The 16,886-nt window shown below is 52.7% G+C and carries 16 protein-coding genes; 10 read left to right on the forward strand and 6 right to left on the reverse strand.

The genetic code is table 11. The features are described 5' to 3' along the window. Nucleotides 1-29: 29 nt before the first annotated feature. The 5 genes from hflD to roxA all read left to right on the forward strand — a co-directional run bounded on the left by hflD (nt 30) and on the right by roxA (nt 5,590). Nucleotides 30-671 (forward strand): high frequency lysogenization protein HflD, encoded by a 642-nt coding sequence (gene hflD, locus WHR59_RS14215; RefSeq protein WP_016153409.1) that lies wholly within the window; start codon nt 30-32, stop codon nt 669-671. A gap of 3 nt (nt 672-674) precedes the next feature. Beyond that, nucleotides 675-2,045 carry an adenylosuccinate lyase gene (gene purB / locus WHR59_RS14220; protein ID WP_016153410.1) on the forward strand — a complete coding sequence of 457 codons (1,371 nt, stop codon included), beginning with the start codon at nt 675-677 and terminating at the stop codon, nt 2,043-2,045. Between the two features lie 196 nt (nt 2,046-2,241). Then, nucleotides 2,242-2,913 carry a two-component system response regulator PhoP gene (gene phoP, locus WHR59_RS14225; protein WP_003846709.1) on the forward strand — a complete coding sequence of 224 codons (672 nt, stop codon included), beginning with the start codon at nt 2,242-2,244 and terminating at the stop codon, nt 2,911-2,913. Then, complete coding sequence (gene phoQ / locus WHR59_RS14230; RefSeq protein ID WP_043015991.1) at nt 2,913-4,376, forward strand: two-component system sensor histidine kinase PhoQ; 1,464 nt, start codon at nt 2,913-2,915, stop codon at nt 4,374-4,376. The genes phoP and phoQ overlap by 1 nt, the downstream gene beginning before the upstream one ends. Before the next feature lie 92 nt (nt 4,377-4,468). Next, nucleotides 4,469-5,590 carry a [50S ribosomal protein L16]-arginine 3-hydroxylase gene (gene roxA / locus WHR59_RS14235; protein WP_003030786.1) on the forward strand — a complete coding sequence of 374 codons (1,122 nt, stop codon included), beginning with the start codon at nt 4,469-4,471 and terminating at the stop codon, nt 5,588-5,590. Between the two features lie 102 nt (nt 5,591-5,692). Here the strand turns inward: roxA and pepT are convergent, their stop codons facing one another. Next, nucleotides 5,693-6,919, reverse strand: a complete 1,227-nt coding sequence (gene pepT, locus WHR59_RS14240) for a peptidase T (RefSeq protein ID WP_338843185.1) — start codon at nt 6,917-6,919, stop codon at nt 5,693-5,695. A gap of 250 nt (nt 6,920-7,169) precedes the next feature. Here pepT and potA point away from each other — a divergent pair, with 250 nt between their 5' ends. The 5 genes from potA to WHR59_RS14265 all read left to right on the forward strand — a co-directional run bounded on the left by potA (nt 7,170) and on the right by WHR59_RS14265 (nt 11,639). Beyond that, a complete protein-coding gene (gene potA, locus WHR59_RS14245) occupies nt 7,170-8,306 on the forward strand; it encodes a spermidine/putrescine ABC transporter ATP-binding protein PotA (RefSeq protein ID WP_043015989.1) in 1,137 nt (378 codons plus the stop codon). After that, nucleotides 8,290-9,147, forward strand: a complete 858-nt coding sequence (potB, locus tag WHR59_RS14250) for a spermidine/putrescine ABC transporter permease PotB (RefSeq protein WP_043015988.1) — start codon at nt 8,290-8,292, stop codon at nt 9,145-9,147. The genes potA and potB overlap by 17 nt, the downstream gene beginning before the upstream one ends. Continuing rightward, nucleotides 9,144-9,923 (forward strand): spermidine/putrescine ABC transporter permease PotC, encoded by a 780-nt coding sequence (gene potC / locus WHR59_RS14255; RefSeq protein WP_003030794.1) that lies wholly within the window; start codon nt 9,144-9,146, stop codon nt 9,921-9,923. Before potB ends, potC begins: the two co-directional genes overlap by 4 nt. 27 nt (nt 9,924-9,950) lie before the next feature. Next, a complete protein-coding gene (gene potD / locus WHR59_RS14260) occupies nt 9,951-10,997 on the forward strand; it encodes a spermidine/putrescine ABC transporter substrate-binding protein PotD (protein ID WP_003030797.1) in 1,047 nt (348 codons plus the stop codon). Nucleotides 10,998-11,132: 135 nt separating this feature from the next. Continuing rightward, the gene (locus WHR59_RS14265; protein ID WP_047412000.1) at nt 11,133-11,639 is read left to right on the forward strand and encodes a methyltransferase family protein; all 507 of its coding nucleotides are present in this window, start codon (nt 11,133-11,135) and stop codon (nt 11,637-11,639) included. Between the two features lie 21 nt (nt 11,640-11,660). Here the strand turns inward: WHR59_RS14265 and cobB are convergent, their stop codons facing one another. The 5 genes from cobB to lolC form a co-directional block, all read right to left on the reverse strand. Further along, complete coding sequence (gene cobB / locus WHR59_RS14270; RefSeq protein ID WP_003832281.1) at nt 11,661-12,482, reverse strand: Sir2 family NAD+-dependent deacetylase; 822 nt, start codon at nt 12,480-12,482, stop codon at nt 11,661-11,663. A gap of 15 nt (nt 12,483-12,497) precedes the next feature. After that, nucleotides 12,498-13,409, reverse strand: a complete 912-nt coding sequence (gene nagK, locus WHR59_RS14275) for an N-acetylglucosamine kinase (protein ID WP_043015985.1) — start codon at nt 13,407-13,409, stop codon at nt 12,498-12,500. 89 nt (nt 13,410-13,498) lie between these two features. After that, the gene (lolE, locus tag WHR59_RS14280) at nt 13,499-14,743 is read right to left on the reverse strand and encodes a lipoprotein-releasing ABC transporter permease subunit LolE (RefSeq protein WP_043015984.1); all 1,245 of its coding nucleotides are present in this window, start codon (nt 14,741-14,743) and stop codon (nt 13,499-13,501) included. Beyond that, the gene (gene lolD, locus WHR59_RS14285; protein ID WP_003832278.1) at nt 14,743-15,444 is read right to left on the reverse strand and encodes a lipoprotein-releasing ABC transporter ATP-binding protein LolD; all 702 of its coding nucleotides are present in this window, start codon (nt 15,442-15,444) and stop codon (nt 14,743-14,745) included. The genes lolE and lolD overlap by 1 nt, the downstream gene beginning before the upstream one ends. Then, on the reverse strand, nt 15,437-16,636 hold the full coding sequence (lolC, locus tag WHR59_RS14290; protein ID WP_003030806.1) for a lipoprotein-releasing ABC transporter permease subunit LolC: 1,200 nt from the start codon (nt 16,634-16,636) through the stop codon (nt 15,437-15,439). The genes lolD and lolC overlap by 8 nt, the downstream gene beginning before the upstream one ends. Between the last annotated feature and the right edge of the window lie 250 nt (nt 16,637-16,886).

A 16,886-nucleotide genomic window follows, 5' to 3' on the forward strand; every position in this document is an offset into this window, starting at 1 on the left:
TACACATCTGATACAAGGAAGCAGTGAACGTGGCAAAGAATTATTATGACATCACCCTCGCCCTGGCAGGTATTTGCCAGTCGGCACGCCTGGTACAAGAACTGGCGCACCAGGGGCATTGTGATGCCGATGCATTACACGTTTCACTGAACAGTGTCATCGACATGAATCCCAGCTCTACGCTGGGCGTGTTTGGCGGTAGCGAGGCCAACCTGCGTTTAGGTCTGGAAACGATGCTCGGCGTGCTCAATGCCAGTAGTCGTCAGGGGCTGAACGCGGAACTCACCCGCTACACGTTAAGCCTGATGGTGCTGGAGCGTAAGCTCTCAGCCGCTAAAGGCGCTATGGACACGCTGGGAGACCGTATCAACGGTTTGCAGCGCCAGCTGGACCATTTTGACTTGCAGTCTGAAACGTTGATGAGTGCGATGGCAGGCATTTATGTTGACGTCATCAGCCCACTCGGCCCGCGTATTCAGGTTACGGGCTCCCCGGCAATCCTTCAGAGCCCACAGGTTCAGGCTAAAGTACGCGCTTCGCTGCTGGCTGGTATCCGTGCTGCCGTGCTCTGGCATCAGGTTGGTGGAGGCCGTCTGCAACTCATGTTTTCTCGTAATCGCCTGACGACTCAGGCAAAACAAATTCTTGCTCATTTAACCCCGGAGTTGTGATCTATGGAATTATCCTCACTGACCGCCGTTTCCCCTGTCGATGGACGCTACGGCGATAAAGTCAGCGCGCTGCGCGGGATTTTCAGCGAATACGGTTTGCTGAAATTCCGTGTACAGGTTGAAGTACGCTGGCTGCAAAAACTGGCCGCGCACGCAGCGATCAAGGAAGTTCCTGCTTTTGCTGCCGACGCAATCGGTTTCCTTGATGCGATCGTCGCTAACTTCAATGAAGAAGATGCAGCGCGCATCAAAACCATTGAGCGTACGACTAACCATGACGTGAAGGCAGTTGAGTATTTCCTGAAAGAGAAAGTGGCGGATATCCCGGAACTGCACGCCGTTTCCGAGTTCATCCACTTCGCGTGTACCTCAGAAGACATCAACAACCTGTCTCACGCGCTGATGCTGAAAACTGCCCGTGACGAAGTGGTTCTGCCGTACTGGCGTAAGCTTATCGACGCGGTGAAAGATCTGTCCGTACAATATCGCGATATTCCCCTGCTCTCCCGTACCCATGGTCAGCCAGCCACCCCGTCAACGCTGGGCAAAGAAATGGCTAACGTGGCTTACCGTATGGAGCGCCAGTATCGCCAGCTCAACCAGGTTGAAATTCTTGGTAAAATCAACGGTGCCGTGGGTAACTATAACGCCCACATTGCCGCTTACCCGGAAGTAGACTGGCATCAGTTCAGCGAGGAGTTTGTCACCTCGCTGGGTATCCAGTGGAACCCATACACGACTCAGATCGAGCCGCACGACTACATTGCCGAGCTGTTTGATTGCATCGCCCGTTTCAACACTATCCTGATCGACTTCGACCGCGATGTCTGGGGTTACGTGGCGCTGAACCATTTCAAACAGAAAACCATCGCGGGTGAAATTGGTTCCTCCACTATGCCGCACAAGGTGAACCCAATCGATTTCGAAAACTCCGAAGGAAATCTGGGGCTGTCTAACGCGGTACTGCAGCATCTGGCGAGCAAACTGCCGGTTTCCCGCTGGCAGCGTGACCTGACGGACTCTACCGTTTTGCGCAACCTGGGCGTCGGTATTGGCTATGCGCTGATCGCCTATCAGTCCACGCTGAAGGGTGTGAGCAAACTGGAAGTGAACCGCGATCATCTGCTGGATGAACTGGACCATAACTGGGAAGTTCTGGCTGAGCCAATCCAGACCGTGATGCGTCGCTATGGTATTGAAAAGCCATACGAGAAACTGAAAGAACTGACCCGCGGCAAACGCGTTGACGCCGAAGGTATGAAGCAGTTTATCGACGGTCTGGCTTTGCCGGAAGACGAGAAAACGCGCCTGAAAGCAATGACGCCAGCCAATTACATTGGTCGCGCCGTCACAATGGTTGATGAACTTAAGTAATCTGTAATACGCCGGAGGGCAATTGCGCCTGTTCCGGCCATCAGTTTATGTCGTATGCAAGCCGGAAAAGCGTCAGCGCCTCCGGCTTTTTATGGCCCGGAACATTATCCCTTCCCGCGGTTTATTAAATGTTTATCCCCACAGCCACATAATCAGCGTTACACTATTCATACCGTTATTTTAGGGAGAAAAGATGATGCGCGTATTGGTCGTCGAGGATAATGCTTTATTACGCCACCACCTCAAGGTTCAGTTACAGGATTTAGGGCATCAGGTGGATGATGCAGAAGATGCGAAGGAAGCGGACTATTATCTGAATGAACATTTGCCGGATATCGCGATCGTTGATTTAGGACTCCCCGATGAAGACGGTTTATCCTTGATCCGCCGCTGGCGCAGTAATGAAGTTTCGCTGCCGATTCTGGTGTTAACCGCGCGTGAGGGCTGGCAGGACAAGGTGGAAGTACTCAGCGCCGGCGCTGATGATTACGTCACCAAACCGTTTCACATTGAAGAAGTGGCTGCGCGCATGCAGGCACTGATGCGTCGCAACAGCGGCCTGGCATCGCAAATTATCTCCCTTCCGCCTTTTCAGGTGGACCTCTCTCGCCGCGAGTTATCCGTCAATGATGAAGTTATCAAGCTCACGGCGTTTGAATACACCATTATGGAAACGCTCATCCGTAATAATGGCAAAGTGGTGAGTAAAGATTCGCTCATGCTGCAGCTTTATCCGGATGCCGAGCTGCGTGAAAGTCACACCATTGATGTTTTGATGGGCCGTTTGCGTAAAAAAATTCAGGCGCAATACCCGGATGATGTCATCACCACCGTGCGTGGCCAGGGATATCTTTTTGAACTGCGCTAATGAATAAATTATTGCGTCATTTTTTTCCATTATCGCTGCGGTTGCGCTTTTTACTGGCAACCGCAGGCGTGGTGTTGGTGCTTTCGCTGGCCTACGGCATGGTTGCCCTTGTGGGCTATAGCGTCAGCTTTGATAAGACTACATTCCGCCTGCTACGGGGAGAAAGTAATCTGTTCTATACCCTGGCAAAGTGGGAGAACGGCAAGATAAACATCGAGCTGCCTGAGAATCTCGATATGCAAAGCCCAACAATGTCACTGATCTATAACGAAAGTGGTGAGTTGTTGTGGGCGCAGCGCAATGTTCCCTGGCTGACGCAAAGTATCCAACCGGACTGGCTAAAAACGAACGGCTTTCATGAAATTGAAGCCAATGTAGACGCCACCAGCACCTTACTGGGCGAAGATCACTCTGCTCAGCAGCAGTTAAAAGAAGTCAGAGAAGATGACGACGATGCCGAAATGACCCACTCGGTAGCAGTGAACGTCTATCCCGCCACCGCCAGAATGCCGCAACTGACTATTGTGGTTGTCGACACCATTCCTATTGAGCTAAAACGCTCGTATATGGTCTGGAGCTGGTTTATTTATGTGCTGGTCGCCAATCTGTTGCTGGTCATTCCGCTGTTATGGGTGGCCGCCTGGTGGAGCCTACGACCTATTGAATCGCTGGCGCGTGAAGTCCGTGAACTTGAGGAACATCATCGTGAGATGCTAAACCCCGCCACGACACGCGAACTGACCAGCCTGGTCCGCAATCTTAATCGGCTTTTAAAAAGCGAACGCGAGCGCTACGACAAATACCGCACCACGTTAACGGACCTCACCCACAGCCTGAAAACACCGCTGGCAGTTTTGCAAAGCACGCTCCGCTCAATGCGTAATGAAAAAATGAACGTGAGCGATGCAGAACCCATTATGCTGGAACAAATCAGCCGTATTTCGCAGCAGATAGGCTATTACCTGCATCGCGCCAGTATGCGTGGCAGCAGCGCCCTGCTCAGCCGCGAACTGCATCCGGTCGCGCCGTTACTGGATAAACTCACCTCGGCACTGAATAAAGTGTATCAGCGTAAAGGCGTTAACATTAATCTCGATATCTCACCCGAAATCAGTTTTGTGGGCGAGCAGAACGACTTTGTCGAAGTAATGGGTAACGTGCTGGATAACGCCTGTAAATACTGTCTGGAGTTTGTCGAGATTTCAGCGCAACTGTCCGAGGATCAACTGCATATTCTGGTTGAAGATGATGGCCCCGGTATTCCGCAAAGCAAACGGGAAGTGGTGTTTGACCGTGGACAACGCGTAGATACGCTACGTCCCGGACAAGGCGTCGGCCTGGCGGTGGCGAGAGAAATCACCGAGCAGTATGACGGACAGATTATTGCTGGCGACAGCCTGCTGGGTGGCGCGCGTATGGAAGTTATTTTTGGCCGTCAGCAGCCGGGTCAGAAAGACGAGTAATCGTCGCATGTAATAAATATGTACTGACTTCACGCTTGAGGTTAAGTATCCGTTATAATCGGTTGCAGATACCAGCCTGCGGGATGCTCATTATGGAATACCAACTCACACTTAACTGGCCCGATTTTCTTGAACGTCACTGGCAGAAACGCCCGGTGGTCTTAAAACGCGGGTTTAACAACTTTATTGATCCACTCTCTCCTGACGAACTGGCTGGACTGGCAATGGAAAGCGAAGTCGACAGCCGACTCGTCAGCCACCAGGACGGTAAATGGCAGGTGAGCCACGGTCCGTTCGAAAGCTATGATCATCTCGGCGAGAACAACTGGTCATTATTAGTGCAGGCGGTCAATCACTGGCATGAGCCAACCGCCGCGCTGATGCGCCCGTTTCGCGAACTGCCGGACTGGCGCATCGACGATCTGATGATCTCCTTCTCCGTACCCGGCGGCGGCGTTGGCCCACACCTGGATCAGTACGATGTGTTTATCATTCAGGGAACCGGACGTCGTCGCTGGCGCGTGGGCGAAAAACTGCAGTTGAAGCAGCACTGCCCTCATCCGGACCTGCTGCAGGTCGACCCGTTTGAAGCCATCATTGATGAAGAGCTGGAACCCGGCGATATCCTGTATATTCCACCAGGATTCCCGCACGAAGGCTATGCGCTGGAAAATGCGATGAACTATTCGGTCGGTTTTCGCGCGCCAAACACTCGCGAGCTGATCAGCGGATTCGCCGATTACGTTTTGCAACGTGAATTGGGCAGCACGTATTACAGCGATCCTGACCTGCCGCCGCGCGATCACCCGGCTGACGTTCTGCCGCAGGAGATGGACAAGCTGCGCGAAATGATGCTCGGTCTGATTAATCAGCCGGAACATTTCCAGCAGTGGTTTGGCGAGTTTATCTCTCAGTCTCGTCATGAGCTGGATATTGCTCCGCCGGAGCCACCCTATCAGCCAGACGAAATTTACGATGCCCTGAAGCAAGGGGATGTATTAGTGCGTCTGGGTGGGTTGCGCGTATTGCGTATTGGCGACGACGTCTACGCCAACGGTGAGAAAATTGATTCGCCGCATCGTCCTGCCCTGGAAGCGCTGGCCAGCCATATTGTGCTGACAGCTGAGAATTTTGAGGATGCGCTGGAAGATCCGTCTTTCCTTGCCATGCTTGCCGCGCTGGTCAACAGCGGGTACTGGTTCTTCGAAGGATAATGCGGACAGTGCCTGATGCGACGCTACGCGTCTTATCAGGCCTACCCGAATGAAATATTCCGTGCCGGATGGCCAAGCGCCATCCGGCATCTACCGAGAAATTTACTGCTGCTTCCCGGTGAGCTGCGCAATACGCACAATCACCTGCACCGCCTTTTCCATTCCTTCCAGGGTTACAAACTCATGCTTACCATGATAGTTGTAGCCGCCGGTGAACAGATTCGGACACGGTAAACCCATGAACGACAGCTGCGCGCCGTCAGTGCCGCCACGAATGGGTTTCAGCACCGGTTCAATATCGCAATCGCGCATCGCCTTTTGGGCGATATCCAGAACGTGTGGATGCTCAATCACTTTTTCGCGCATATTGTAGTAGCTGTCTTCAATCACCAGTTCGATATAGCAGTCCGGGTGTAATCCTTTGCCGACCTTTTTGGCAATATCCATGATCTTGCGTTTACGCGCTTCAAACTGCTTGCGGTCAAAATCACGGATGATGTAGTGCATATCCGCCCGATCAACCGTCCCTTTCATGCTCGCCAGGTGATAGAAGCCTTCGTAGCCTTCCGTCGTCTCCGGGCTTTCGTCTGCCGGAACTTCCGCATGAATACGCGCCGCCAGCGACAGCGCATTCACCATCACCCCTTTTGCGGTACCGGGATGCACATTGTTGCCGACAATTTTTATATTAACCGACGCGGCGTTGAAGTTTTCAAACTCCAGCTCCCCTACGCCACCGCCATCAACGGTGTAGGCCCACTGCGCATCGAATGCCGCAACGTCAAAATGCTTCGCCCCTTTGCCGACCTCTTCGTCTGGCGTAAAGGCCACGCGGATATCACCGTGCGGAATATCTTTTTGTATAAGCACAGCCAACGCGGTCATGATTTCCGCCACGCCTGCTTTATCATCTGCGCCCAGCAGGGTTTTACCGTCTGTGGTGATCAGCGTCTGGCCCAGAAGTTGATGCAGTACCGGAAACATCACCGGCGACAAAACTTCATCACCAATGCCTAACGCAATATCGCCGCCGCGATAGTTTTCAACGATTTGCGGATTAACGTTTTTACCGCTGAAATCCGGTGAGGTATCCACATGGGAAATAAAGCCGATCGCGGGAATATTGCCAGCAACGTTAGCGGGCAGCGTCGCCATCAGCGTCCCCTTTTCGCTCAGTGAAATATTAACCAGCCCCATCTCTTCGAGCTGTTGTTTGAGCAGTTGTAATAACTTCCACTGTCCTTCGGTGCTGGGTACCTGCCGCACGCCCGATTTTGATTGGGTGTCCAGCGACACGTAGTGTAAAAAACGCTCAAGTAGTTTATCCATGCAGTCACCCTCACTTTTTGTGACAACATTATCAATAAGCAACAAAAGACAAATATTGCGTCAGGTCACTTTTATCCCCGCAAATGAGAATATTTCGCCCTGACATCCCCTCTGACTATAGGGCTAAGTCAGTAATTAGCAACAAGGATTGGCGATTACCATGGTTTGCCGTAGAATAACGGCCCTCATTAAGAGTCATCAAGGTGGTTAACCACAAACCCCGCATCGGTCAGCCATCCGTTGCGTTTACATGGGACAGAGTAAAAAATTGAATAAACAACCGCGTTCGCTTTCTCCACTGGTGCAATTAGCGGGAATTCGCAAAAGTTTCGATGGCAAAGAGGTGATTTCCAGCCTGGATTTGACCATCAATAATGGCGAGTTTCTCACGCTGCTCGGCCCCTCTGGCTGCGGTAAAACAACCGTTCTTCGCCTGATAGCCGGCCTGGAAACAGTTGATTCCGGTCATATTATGTTGGACAACCAGGACATCACTCACGTTCCTGCGGAAAACCGCTACGTGAACACCGTCTTCCAAAGCTATGCCTTATTTCCCCACATGACCGTGTTTGAGAATGTGGCTTTTGGCTTACGCATGCAAAAAACGCCCGCAGCCGACATTTCTCCCCGCGTTACCGAAGCTCTACGCATGGTGCAACTGGAAGAGTTCGCCCAGCGAAAACCGCATCAACTCTCCGGTGGACAGCAGCAGCGCGTAGCGATAGCCCGAGCTGTGGTCAACAAACCCCGCTTACTCCTGTTAGATGAATCCCTCTCTGCGCTGGACTACAAACTGCGTAAGCAGATGCAGAACGAACTAAAAGCGCTGCAGCGTAAGCTGGGTATCACTTTTGTCTTTGTCACACACGATCAGGAAGAAGCGCTGACCATGTCAGATCGCATCGTGGTGATGCGCGATGGTAAGATTGAGCAGGACGGTACGCCGCGCGAAATCTACGAAGAGCCGAAAAATCTGTTCGTCGCCGGATTTATCGGCGAGATCAATATGTTTAACGCCACGGTGATAGAACGTCTGGACGAACAGCGTGTTCGTGCTAACGTTGAAGGCCGCGAGTGCAATATTTATGTTAACTTTGCGGTGATTCCCGGGCAGAAGCTGCACGTTCTGTTACGACCTGAAGACTTGCGCGTTGATGAAATCAACGATGATAATCATATCGAAGGCTTGATCGGCTACGTGCGTGAACGCAACTACAAAGGCATGACGCTGGAGTCGGTTGTGGAACTGGAAAATGGCAAGATGGTGATGGTCAGTGAATTCTTCAACGAAGACGACCCTGACTTTGACCACTCTCTCGACCAGAAAATGGCGATTAACTGGGTAGAAAGCTGGGAGGTCGTACTGGCTGATGAAGAACACAAGTAAATTCCAGAGTGTGGTGATTGTCACCATTGTCGGTTGGCTTGTGTTATTTGTCTTTCTGCCCAACCTGATGATCATCGGCACCAGCTTTTTGACCCGTGACGACGCTAATTTCGTCAAAATGGTCTTTACGCTGGAAAACTATACTCGCCTGCTCGATCCGCTCTATTTTGAGGTGCTGGTTCACTCCCTCAATATGGCGCTGATTGCCACGTTCGCCTGTCTGGTTCTCGGTTATCCGTTTGCCTGGTTTTTGGTGAAACTGCCGGAAAAAGTGCGCCCGTTGCTGCTGTTCCTGCTGATTGTTCCGTTCTGGACCAACTCGCTTATTCGCATCTACGGACTCAAAATTTTTCTCAGCACCAAAGGCTATCTCAACGAGTTTCTGTTGTGGCTTGGCGTTATTGATACTCCCATTCGCATCATGTTTACCCCCAGCGCAGTGATTATCGGGCTGGTGTACATTCTGCTGCCGTTTATGGTGATGCCGCTCTATTCCAGCATTGAAAAGCTCGATAAACCGCTGCTGGAAGCCGCACGCGATTTAGGCGCCAGTAAACTTCAGACTTTTACCCGCATCATTATTCCGTTGACGATGCCGGGGATTATCGCCGGATGCCTGCTGGTTATGCTGCCCGCAATGGGCCTGTTTTACGTTTCCGACCTAATGGGCGGAGCAAAAAACTTGCTGATTGGCAACGTGATTAAAGTTCAGTTCCTGAACATTCGCGACTGGCCGTTCGGTGCCGCCACCAGTATTACCCTGACCATCGTGATGGGTCTGATGCTGCTGATCTACTGGCGCGCCTCCCGCTTGCTGAACAAGAAGGTGGAACTCGAATGATCGGTCGACTGCTTCGCGGCGGTTTTATGACCGCTATCTACGCGTATCTGTATATTCCAATCATTATCTTGATTGTGAACTCCTTTAACAGCTCGCGCTTTGGTATCAACTGGCAGGGTTTCACCACCAAATGGTACGGCCTGCTGATGAATAACGACAGCCTGCTGCAGGCGGCGCAGCACTCGCTGACGATGGCGGTGCTCTCCGCCACGTTCGCCACGCTGATCGGCTCACTTACAGCGGTCGCACTGTACCGCTACCGCTTTCGTGGCAAACCGTTTGTCAGCGGCATGCTGTTCGTGGTGATGATGTCGCCGGATATCGTGATGGCGATTTCTTTACTGGTGCTGTTTATGCTGATCGGTATTCAGCTCGGTTTCTGGTCGCTGCTGTTCTCGCATATCACTTTTTGTCTGCCTTTTGTGGTGGTGACGGTTTACTCACGCCTGAAAGGTTTTGATGTACGCATGCTTGAGGCAGCCAAAGATCTCGGCGCCAGTGAAGTGACTATTCTGCGCAAGATCATACTACCACTGGCTATGCCTGCCGTAGCTGCAGGCTGGCTACTGAGCTTTACGTTGTCGATGGATGATGTCGTCGTTTCGTCCTTCGTTACCGGGCCGGGTTATGAAATTCTGCCATTAAAAATCTACTCGATGGTTAAGGTCGGCGTATCACCAGAGGTGAACGCGCTGGCGACCATTTTGTTGGTTCTGTCGCTGGTTATGGTGATCGCCAGCCAGCTTATTGCACGTGATAAAACCAAGGGCCGCTAAGGCCCTTAATTCAGGGGACGTTAAATGATGAAAAAATGGTCACGCCACCTGCTCGCGGCGGGTGCTCTGGCACTGGGCATGAGCGCCGCTCACGCGAATGACAACAACACGCTCTATTTCTATAACTGGACCGAGTATGTCCCGCCTGGGCTGCTGGAGCAGTTCACCAAAGAGACCGGCATTAAGGTTATCTATTCGACCTACGAGTCGAATGAAACCATGTACGCCAAGCTCAAAACCTATAAAGACGGCGCATACGATCTGGTGGTACCGTCCACCTATTATGTCGACAAAATGCGCAAAGAAGGCATGATCCAGAAGATCGACAAGTCGACGTTAACCAACTTCCACAACCTCGACCCGGAAATGCTCAATAAGCCGTTTGACCCGAACAATGACTACTCCATCCCGTATATCTGGGGTGCGACGGCCATTGGTGTTAACAGCGATGCCATCGACCCGAAAACCGTAACCAGTTGGGCCGATCTGTGGAAACCGGAGTACAAAGGCAGCCTGTTGTTAACGGATGATGCGCGTGAAGTGTTCCAGATGGCGCTGCGCAAACTGGGATATTCCGGCAATACCACCGACCCTAAAGAGATTGAAGCCGCCTATAACGAGTTGAAGAAGCTGATGCCTAACGTCGCGGCGTTTAACTCTGACAACCCGGCCAACCCGTATATGGAAGGCGAAGTTAATCTGGGAATGGTGTGGAACGGCTCCGCGTATGTGGCGCGCCAGGCGGGTACTCCACTGGAAGTGGTATGGCCAAAAGAAGGTGGCATTTTCTGGATGGACAGCCTTTCTATACCGGCTAACGCCAAAAACAAAGAAGGTGCGCTGAAGCTGATTAACTTCCTGCTGCGCCCGGACGTGGCGAAAGAAGTTGCGGAAACTATTGGTTATCCGACGCCAAACCTGGCAGCGCGTAAGCTGTTAAGTCCTGAAGTCGCGAATGATAAAACGCTCTACCCTGACGCAGAAACCATCAACAAAGGGGAATGGCAGAACGATGTGGGTTCCGCCAGCGCTATCTATGAAGAGTATTATCAGAAGCTGAAAGCAGGACGCTAATACTCGTGCAACCCGGCAGGCCTCGATGCGCCGGGTTGCTACCTGCCAACCCGACTTTTACGTCTTTCGACTGACTCCCGCTCTCCAGTTTCTGGCTATGCTTACAGTATTCCAGGTCGGCTTCTGAGGCTTCCAATGGCAACGCTCTGGCTGATACTTGAATTGGCTAATCTGATCGTATTTACGCTGGTGATCCTCCCTCGTAAACAGCCGGTAAACGCTCGTCCTTTGCTGCCCATCACCGCAACCCGCCTGCTACGACTCACTTTTTTAATACCGATCCTGGTTTTTGGCTACAGCCTGTTTTTCAATCATCAGATTGGCCCGGTGGAGTGGGGATGTCTCATTCTGGCGATCGTCGGTAACGCGCTGGTCATCAAAGGAAAATGGGATTTAGGTGAAAGCCACACGTGGACAGGCTACTATTTACCCAGCGCCAAACGGGTTACGCGCGGTATTTTTGCCTGGATTGCGCACCCCATGTATACCGGAATTATTCTGGTGATTATCTCGTGCAGCCTCGTCTACATTACCCGGCTGCCCGTGTGGCTGAGCGCGTTGGCGCTGATCTGTTGTTTTTACATCGCAGGATTTTTGATTATGGCGGCCCTGCGTGAGGACCGCCAGCTTGTACAAACTTAAGCAATATTGCCCGGATAGCCGTTACAGTCCTTTCAATAACTTCTCAACAAACTCAGGCACCACCTGGCTTGCCGGACCGTAATACTTCTCTTCAAATTCGCTTCCCACCTGGCTCGGCTCGAGATTGAGCTCTACCGTATGCGCCCCGTGCAGTCTTGCCTCATGCACAAAACCCGCTGCCGGATAAACATGACCCGATGTGCCAATGGCAATAAACACATCCGCCATTGCCAGCGCCATATAAATTTCATCCATGCCCAGTGGCATTTCACCAAACCACACCACGTGCGGTCTTAGCGGCGCAGGAAACTGGCAGCAATGACATTTATCTTCCGGGGTCACATCGCCCGTCCACTCCAGAATCTGCCCGCTTTGCGAACAGCGAACCTTCAGCAGTTCGCCGTGCATATGGATAACGTTCTGGCTGCCTGCACGTTCATGCAGGTTATCAATGTTCTGCGTCACCAGTAAAAAACGGTCGCCCAGCTCGGCTTCGAGTTTTGCCAGCGCGATATGCGCCGCATTAGGCTGGATTTCTGGCTGCTGCAACTGATGGCGACGGGCGTTATAAAACGACTGAACCAGTTCCGGGTTTCGACTAAATCCTTCCGGAGTCGCAACGTCCTCGACCCGATGTTCTTCCCAGAGACCATCCGCCGCGCGGAATGTTCGAATTCCTGACTCAGCGGAGATTCCCGCCCCCGTCAGTACCAGCACTCTTGGTTTTTCCATCAATTCAGGCACCACTCTGTCTCTGAAAAAGATTCGTTGACGCAGGCGATCGCGCAAATGGCGTTTATTTTTACGAAAGCGGCTTAACCGATGACCCCGACGCGACAGCATAACAACCTCTTTGTATTAATCGGTAAGATGTAGGAAAGCGGCCCCGCGCATCCCGCCCGCATCACCGTGCCGTGCCTGCTCAATACGCGGCACCCGGGCAACCGGCAGCAGATGACGTGGCAGTCGGTCCGCCAGTTGCGTCGTAATAGCGGTAAAATTCGACAAGCCTCCGCCAATCACCACCAAATCGGGATCGACGATAGTCAGGATATTGCCAAGACACACCGCCAGCAAATCCAGATAGCGTTCAACGTGGGCACGCGCTTGTTCATCACCCTGCTCCCACAGTGCGATAATTTCACGGGCATCCAGCGGTTGATGGTAGTAATGCTGGTACAACCACGCAAATCCACCGCCGGAAAGATAGCTTTCGATGCATCCCAGTTGACCGCATCCACAGCGGCGCAGCGGGAAATCAAAGCCCATCAGCGTCAGCGCATCGACTGGCAAACGAATATGACCAAACTCGCCGGTGATATAGCTGCGTCCGGTAATGGATTTCCCGTTAAGCACCAGACCGCCGCCGACGCCCGTGCCGAGGATCAACCCCATCACGAGCGGATATTGGGTAAACTCGTCATCCCAGGCTTCGGAGAGGGCAAAACAGTTCGCATCGTTGTCCAGACGCACATCGCGGTCAAGGCGAGCGCTGAGATCGGCGCGGAGCGGTTTACCACTGGCGGCAGGAACGTTGGCCGCGTACAGCGTGCCGTCTTCCGTTTCCGGCATGCCAGGAATGCCAATGCCAACCGAACCTTTGACACCAAATCGCTGGTCCGCTTCCGTTACCAGATTGCAGACCGCATCAAGGAAAGCATCGTAGCTGTCACGAGGTGTAGGCACGCGAGTCTCCCACTGCAGACGACGTTGCTTATCAAACACGCCCAGCGCAATTTTGGTCCCGCCGATGTCAAATCCGTAATACATCACCGCTCCTTGATACACGTCATCCTTCAAGATGCCTCTGCGTTGGCTACGCCTTGATGCAGCATGAATGCTTTAGTGTATTATTGTTGTTATTGGCCGCTAAGCACTCTCGCAGGATCAATATTGCTGGCGCGACGCGCCGGATACCAACTTGCCAAAAGACTCAGCACGAGTGCTGTCACCAGCACGTAAATCACATCCAGCCAGTGTAATTCCGATGGCAGGAAGTCAATGAAATAGATATCACCGGACAGGAACTGATGCCCGATAAGCGCTTCAATCCCGTTTATTATCGGCGTCAGTTGCAACGAGACAATCACCCCAATAACGACGCCTATCAGGCTACCGAAAAGCCCCGCCAGCAGGCCGTACCAGACAAAAATGGCACGGATCAACCCATCTTTCGCCCCGAGGGTTCTTAATACCGCAATATCGCCGCTTTTGTCTTTTACCGCCATCACTAACGTGGAAACGATATTAAAACAGGCCACGCCAATCACCAGCACCATCGCCAGATACATAATGGCGCGGATCATCTGGATATCACGATACATATAACCGTAAGTACCGATCCAGCTCTTAATATAAACATAGTTATTGGTGACTTCACCCGCGTCTCGCACCAATTTATTGGCGTTAAACACGTCGTTAACTTTCAGCGCGATCCCGGAAACACTGGTTCCCATGTCCAGGTATTGCTGCGCATCTTCCATTGGGATCATGGCAAAGCTGTGATCGAGCTGACCGCTCAGTTGCAGGATCCCCATAACGTGCAAACGCACGCGTTTAGGCTGCTGTAACTTATGATCCGCACTGGCGTTAGGGATCATAATCGACACCCAGTCGCCCTGCTTCACCTTCAGCGCATCGGCAATACCCTTACCAATGATGATTTGTTGCTCACCGGCTTTGAAATTATCCCAGGCGTGGTTTTGCACGAAGGATGGCAGCGCGCTTAAATGCTGTTCCTGTTTTGGGTCAACGCCCTTCACCTGCACCGCGCGTAGGTTCGCCCCACTCTCCACCAGTCCGGTAAAGTTGATATAAGGTGCCGCAGCGACAATACCCGGCACTTTTTGTACCTTGTCGAGCGCTTCCTGCCAGTTATTCCACGGTTGATTTACAGCTTCAATCTCTCCGTGAGGGACTACGGCCAGAATACGGTTGTTAAGCTCACGTTCAAATCCGTTCATGGCGCTTAAACCGACGATCAACACCGCCACGCCCAACGCGATACCAACGGTGGATATCACGGAAATCAACGAAACCATACCGCCACGCCGCCGACCACGACTAAAGCGCAGACCAATCAATAATGATAAAGGCGAAGCCATTACTCAGCTCCCATCAGGCTCAGTTCAGCCGTCAGGCGACCATCGCGCATCTCAAGCTGACGGCTCATCCGCTTCGCCAACTGCAGATCGTGCGTCACCACCAGGAATGCCGTACCCTGAGAGCGGTTCAGCTCACCCAGAAGTTCGAAAATGCTGTCCGCGTTACGCGCATCAAGGTTACCCGTTGGTTCATCTGCCAGAACCAGGCGCGGGTTATTTACCAACGCACGGGCGATGGCCACGCGCTGGCGTTCCCCGCCAGACAGTTCGGATGGGCGATGGCTGGCACGATGGTCCAGCCCTACCGCTTTCAACATATCCCGCGCGCGCTCGGTGATTTCAGCCGGTTTTTTCTTGCCGATCAACAGCGGCATCGCCACGTTTTCCAGCGCGGTAAAGTCCGGCAGCAAATGGTGGAACTGGTAAATAAAGCCCAGCTTCTGATTGCGCAGTTCCGCTTTCGCCGCCGACGAGAGCTTGCTCATTGGCTGACCGCTAAAAATGACGTCGCCGGAAGTCGGCGTATCCAGCCCGCCCAACAGATGCAGCAGCGTACTCTTACCGGAGCCGGAGCTGCCGACAATCGCCATCATCTCACCTTCGCCGACGCAAAAACTGACATCGTGCAGTACATCGGTCTGCACAGTGCCTTCCTGATAGCGTTTGCACAGGTTGTCGCATTGCAACAGGATCTTATTCATAACGTAAAGCCTCAGCGGGTTGAGTGGCGGCAGCGCGCCAGGAAGGATAAAGCGTAGACAGCAACGCGATGGCCATCGCCACCAGCGCAATAACGATAACCTGCAGCGGCTCGATGGCGACCGGCAGCGCAGCGCCATCCAGAAGCACGCCGATAATAGGCATCAGGTTGTTCAGTTGGCTGGCAAGCAATGCGCCCAGCACAGCGCCCAACAGCGCGCCAATAATCCCGGCACTGGCCCCCTGAACCATAAACACCATCATTATCTGCCGCGGCGTCAGCCCCTGCGTTTGTAGAATCGCCACTTCCCCTTGCTTCTCCATTACCATCAGACCCAGTGAGGTAATAATATTAAAAGCCGCCACCGCCACGATCAGGCTAAGCAGCAGCCCCATCATGTTCTTTTCCATGCGCACGGCCTGGAACAATTCCCCTTTGCGCTCGCGCCAGTCCTGCCATTTAGTACCTTGCGGCAGCGTTTGCTGGCTCAGCGTGTCAACCTTCAGCGGCTCGTTCAGCCACAGACGCCAGCCGGTAATATTACCCACCGGATAGCGCATCAGCCGTGAGGCATCCTGAATGTTGGTTAGCATCTGGTAGCCATCGACTTCGCTGTTGGCGGCGAAGGTGCCAATTACCGTAAACAGACGCTGGCTCGGCAGACGCCCCATTGGCGTAAACTGACTGGCCGAGGGCACCATCACGCGAATTTGATCGCCACGATTAACGCCCAACTGTCCGGCAAGCTGCTCTCCGAGGATGACATTATACTTACCCGGCTGCAGATCTGTTTGCTTCACATTGACCAGATACGGCGTTAACGGATCTTTTTGCGCCGGATCGATACCCAGCATCACACCGACCGCCACGCTACGCGCACTTTGCAGCACCACATCTCCCGTAGTTATAGGCGCAACGCGGTTGACGCCGTTCAACACCACCGCTTTTTCTGGCAGTTGCTGCGGGTTGAGCGAACCCTGTTCAGACGAGAGAACGGCCTGAGGCATCAGGCCAAGAATATTGTTTTGCAGCTCGCGCTCAAAACCGTTCATCACCGACAACACCGTGACCAGCGCCATTACCCCGAGAGTAATGCCAATGGTGGAGAGCCAGGAAACGAAGCGACCGAAGCGATCTGCTGCACGCCCACGCATATAACGCAGGCCGATGAATAGAGCCACAGGTTGGTACATGAAATCCGTCTGGTTGCTGTTAGCAAAGTCACGAGTATATAAGCGAAAGCGGAATGGGTAAATGACTGAACCGTAAGTGTTCGTCAGCACTATTCCTAAAAGTATAAATAAATCAATCCGCTAAAGTTGTCCCTCCGCCCTTCAGTCCGGGTCCCTGATCTTTATCTTAAAAAAACAAAAAGCAGACAGTTACGCATTACAGCGCGCAGCGGGTTGCGCAGGATGGCAGACTACAGCAATCAATATGGAT

The organism is Citrobacter europaeus (genome assembly GCF_037482245.1).
Classification (GTDB): domain Bacteria; phylum Pseudomonadota; class Gammaproteobacteria; order Enterobacterales; family Enterobacteriaceae; genus Citrobacter; species Citrobacter europaeus.

Excerpts from the sequence above, each read along its gene's own strand:
- purB (WP_016153410.1), top strand. The coding sequence starts at position 675 with ATGGAATTATCCTCACTGACCGCCGTTTCCCCTGTCGATGGACGCTAC.
- phoP (WP_003846709.1), top strand. The coding sequence starts at position 2,242 with ATGCGCGTATTGGTCGTCGAGGATAATGCTTTATTACGCCACCACCTC.
- phoQ (WP_043015991.1), top strand. The coding sequence starts at position 2,913 with ATGAATAAATTATTGCGTCATTTTTTTCCATTATCGCTGCGGTTGCGC.
- roxA (WP_003030786.1), top strand. The coding sequence starts at position 4,469 with ATGGAATACCAACTCACACTTAACTGGCCCGATTTTCTTGAACGTCAC.
- pepT (WP_338843185.1), bottom strand. The coding sequence starts at position 6,919 with ATGGATAAACTACTTGAGCGTTTTTTACACTACGTGTCGCTGGACACC.
- potA (WP_043015989.1), top strand. The coding sequence starts at position 7,170 with ATGGGACAGAGTAAAAAATTGAATAAACAACCGCGTTCGCTTTCTCCA.
- potB (WP_043015988.1), top strand. The coding sequence starts at position 8,290 with ATGAAGAACACAAGTAAATTCCAGAGTGTGGTGATTGTCACCATTGTC.
- potC (WP_003030794.1), top strand. The coding sequence starts at position 9,144 with ATGATCGGTCGACTGCTTCGCGGCGGTTTTATGACCGCTATCTACGCG.
- potD (WP_003030797.1), top strand. The coding sequence starts at position 9,951 with ATGAAAAAATGGTCACGCCACCTGCTCGCGGCGGGTGCTCTGGCACTG.
- WHR59_RS14265 (WP_047412000.1), top strand. The coding sequence starts at position 11,133 with ATGGCAACGCTCTGGCTGATACTTGAATTGGCTAATCTGATCGTATTT.
- cobB (WP_003832281.1), bottom strand. The coding sequence starts at position 12,482 with ATGCTGTCGCGTCGGGGTCATCGGTTAAGCCGCTTTCGTAAAAATAAA.
- nagK (WP_043015985.1), bottom strand. The coding sequence starts at position 13,409 with ATGTATTACGGATTTGACATCGGCGGGACCAAAATTGCGCTGGGCGTG.
- lolE (WP_043015984.1), bottom strand. The coding sequence starts at position 14,743 with ATGGCTTCGCCTTTATCATTATTGATTGGTCTGCGCTTTAGTCGTGGT.
- lolD (WP_003832278.1), bottom strand. The coding sequence starts at position 15,444 with ATGAATAAGATCCTGTTGCAATGCGACAACCTGTGCAAACGCTATCAG.
- lolC (WP_003030806.1), bottom strand. The coding sequence starts at position 16,636 with ATGTACCAACCTGTGGCTCTATTCATCGGCCTGCGTTATATGCGTGGG.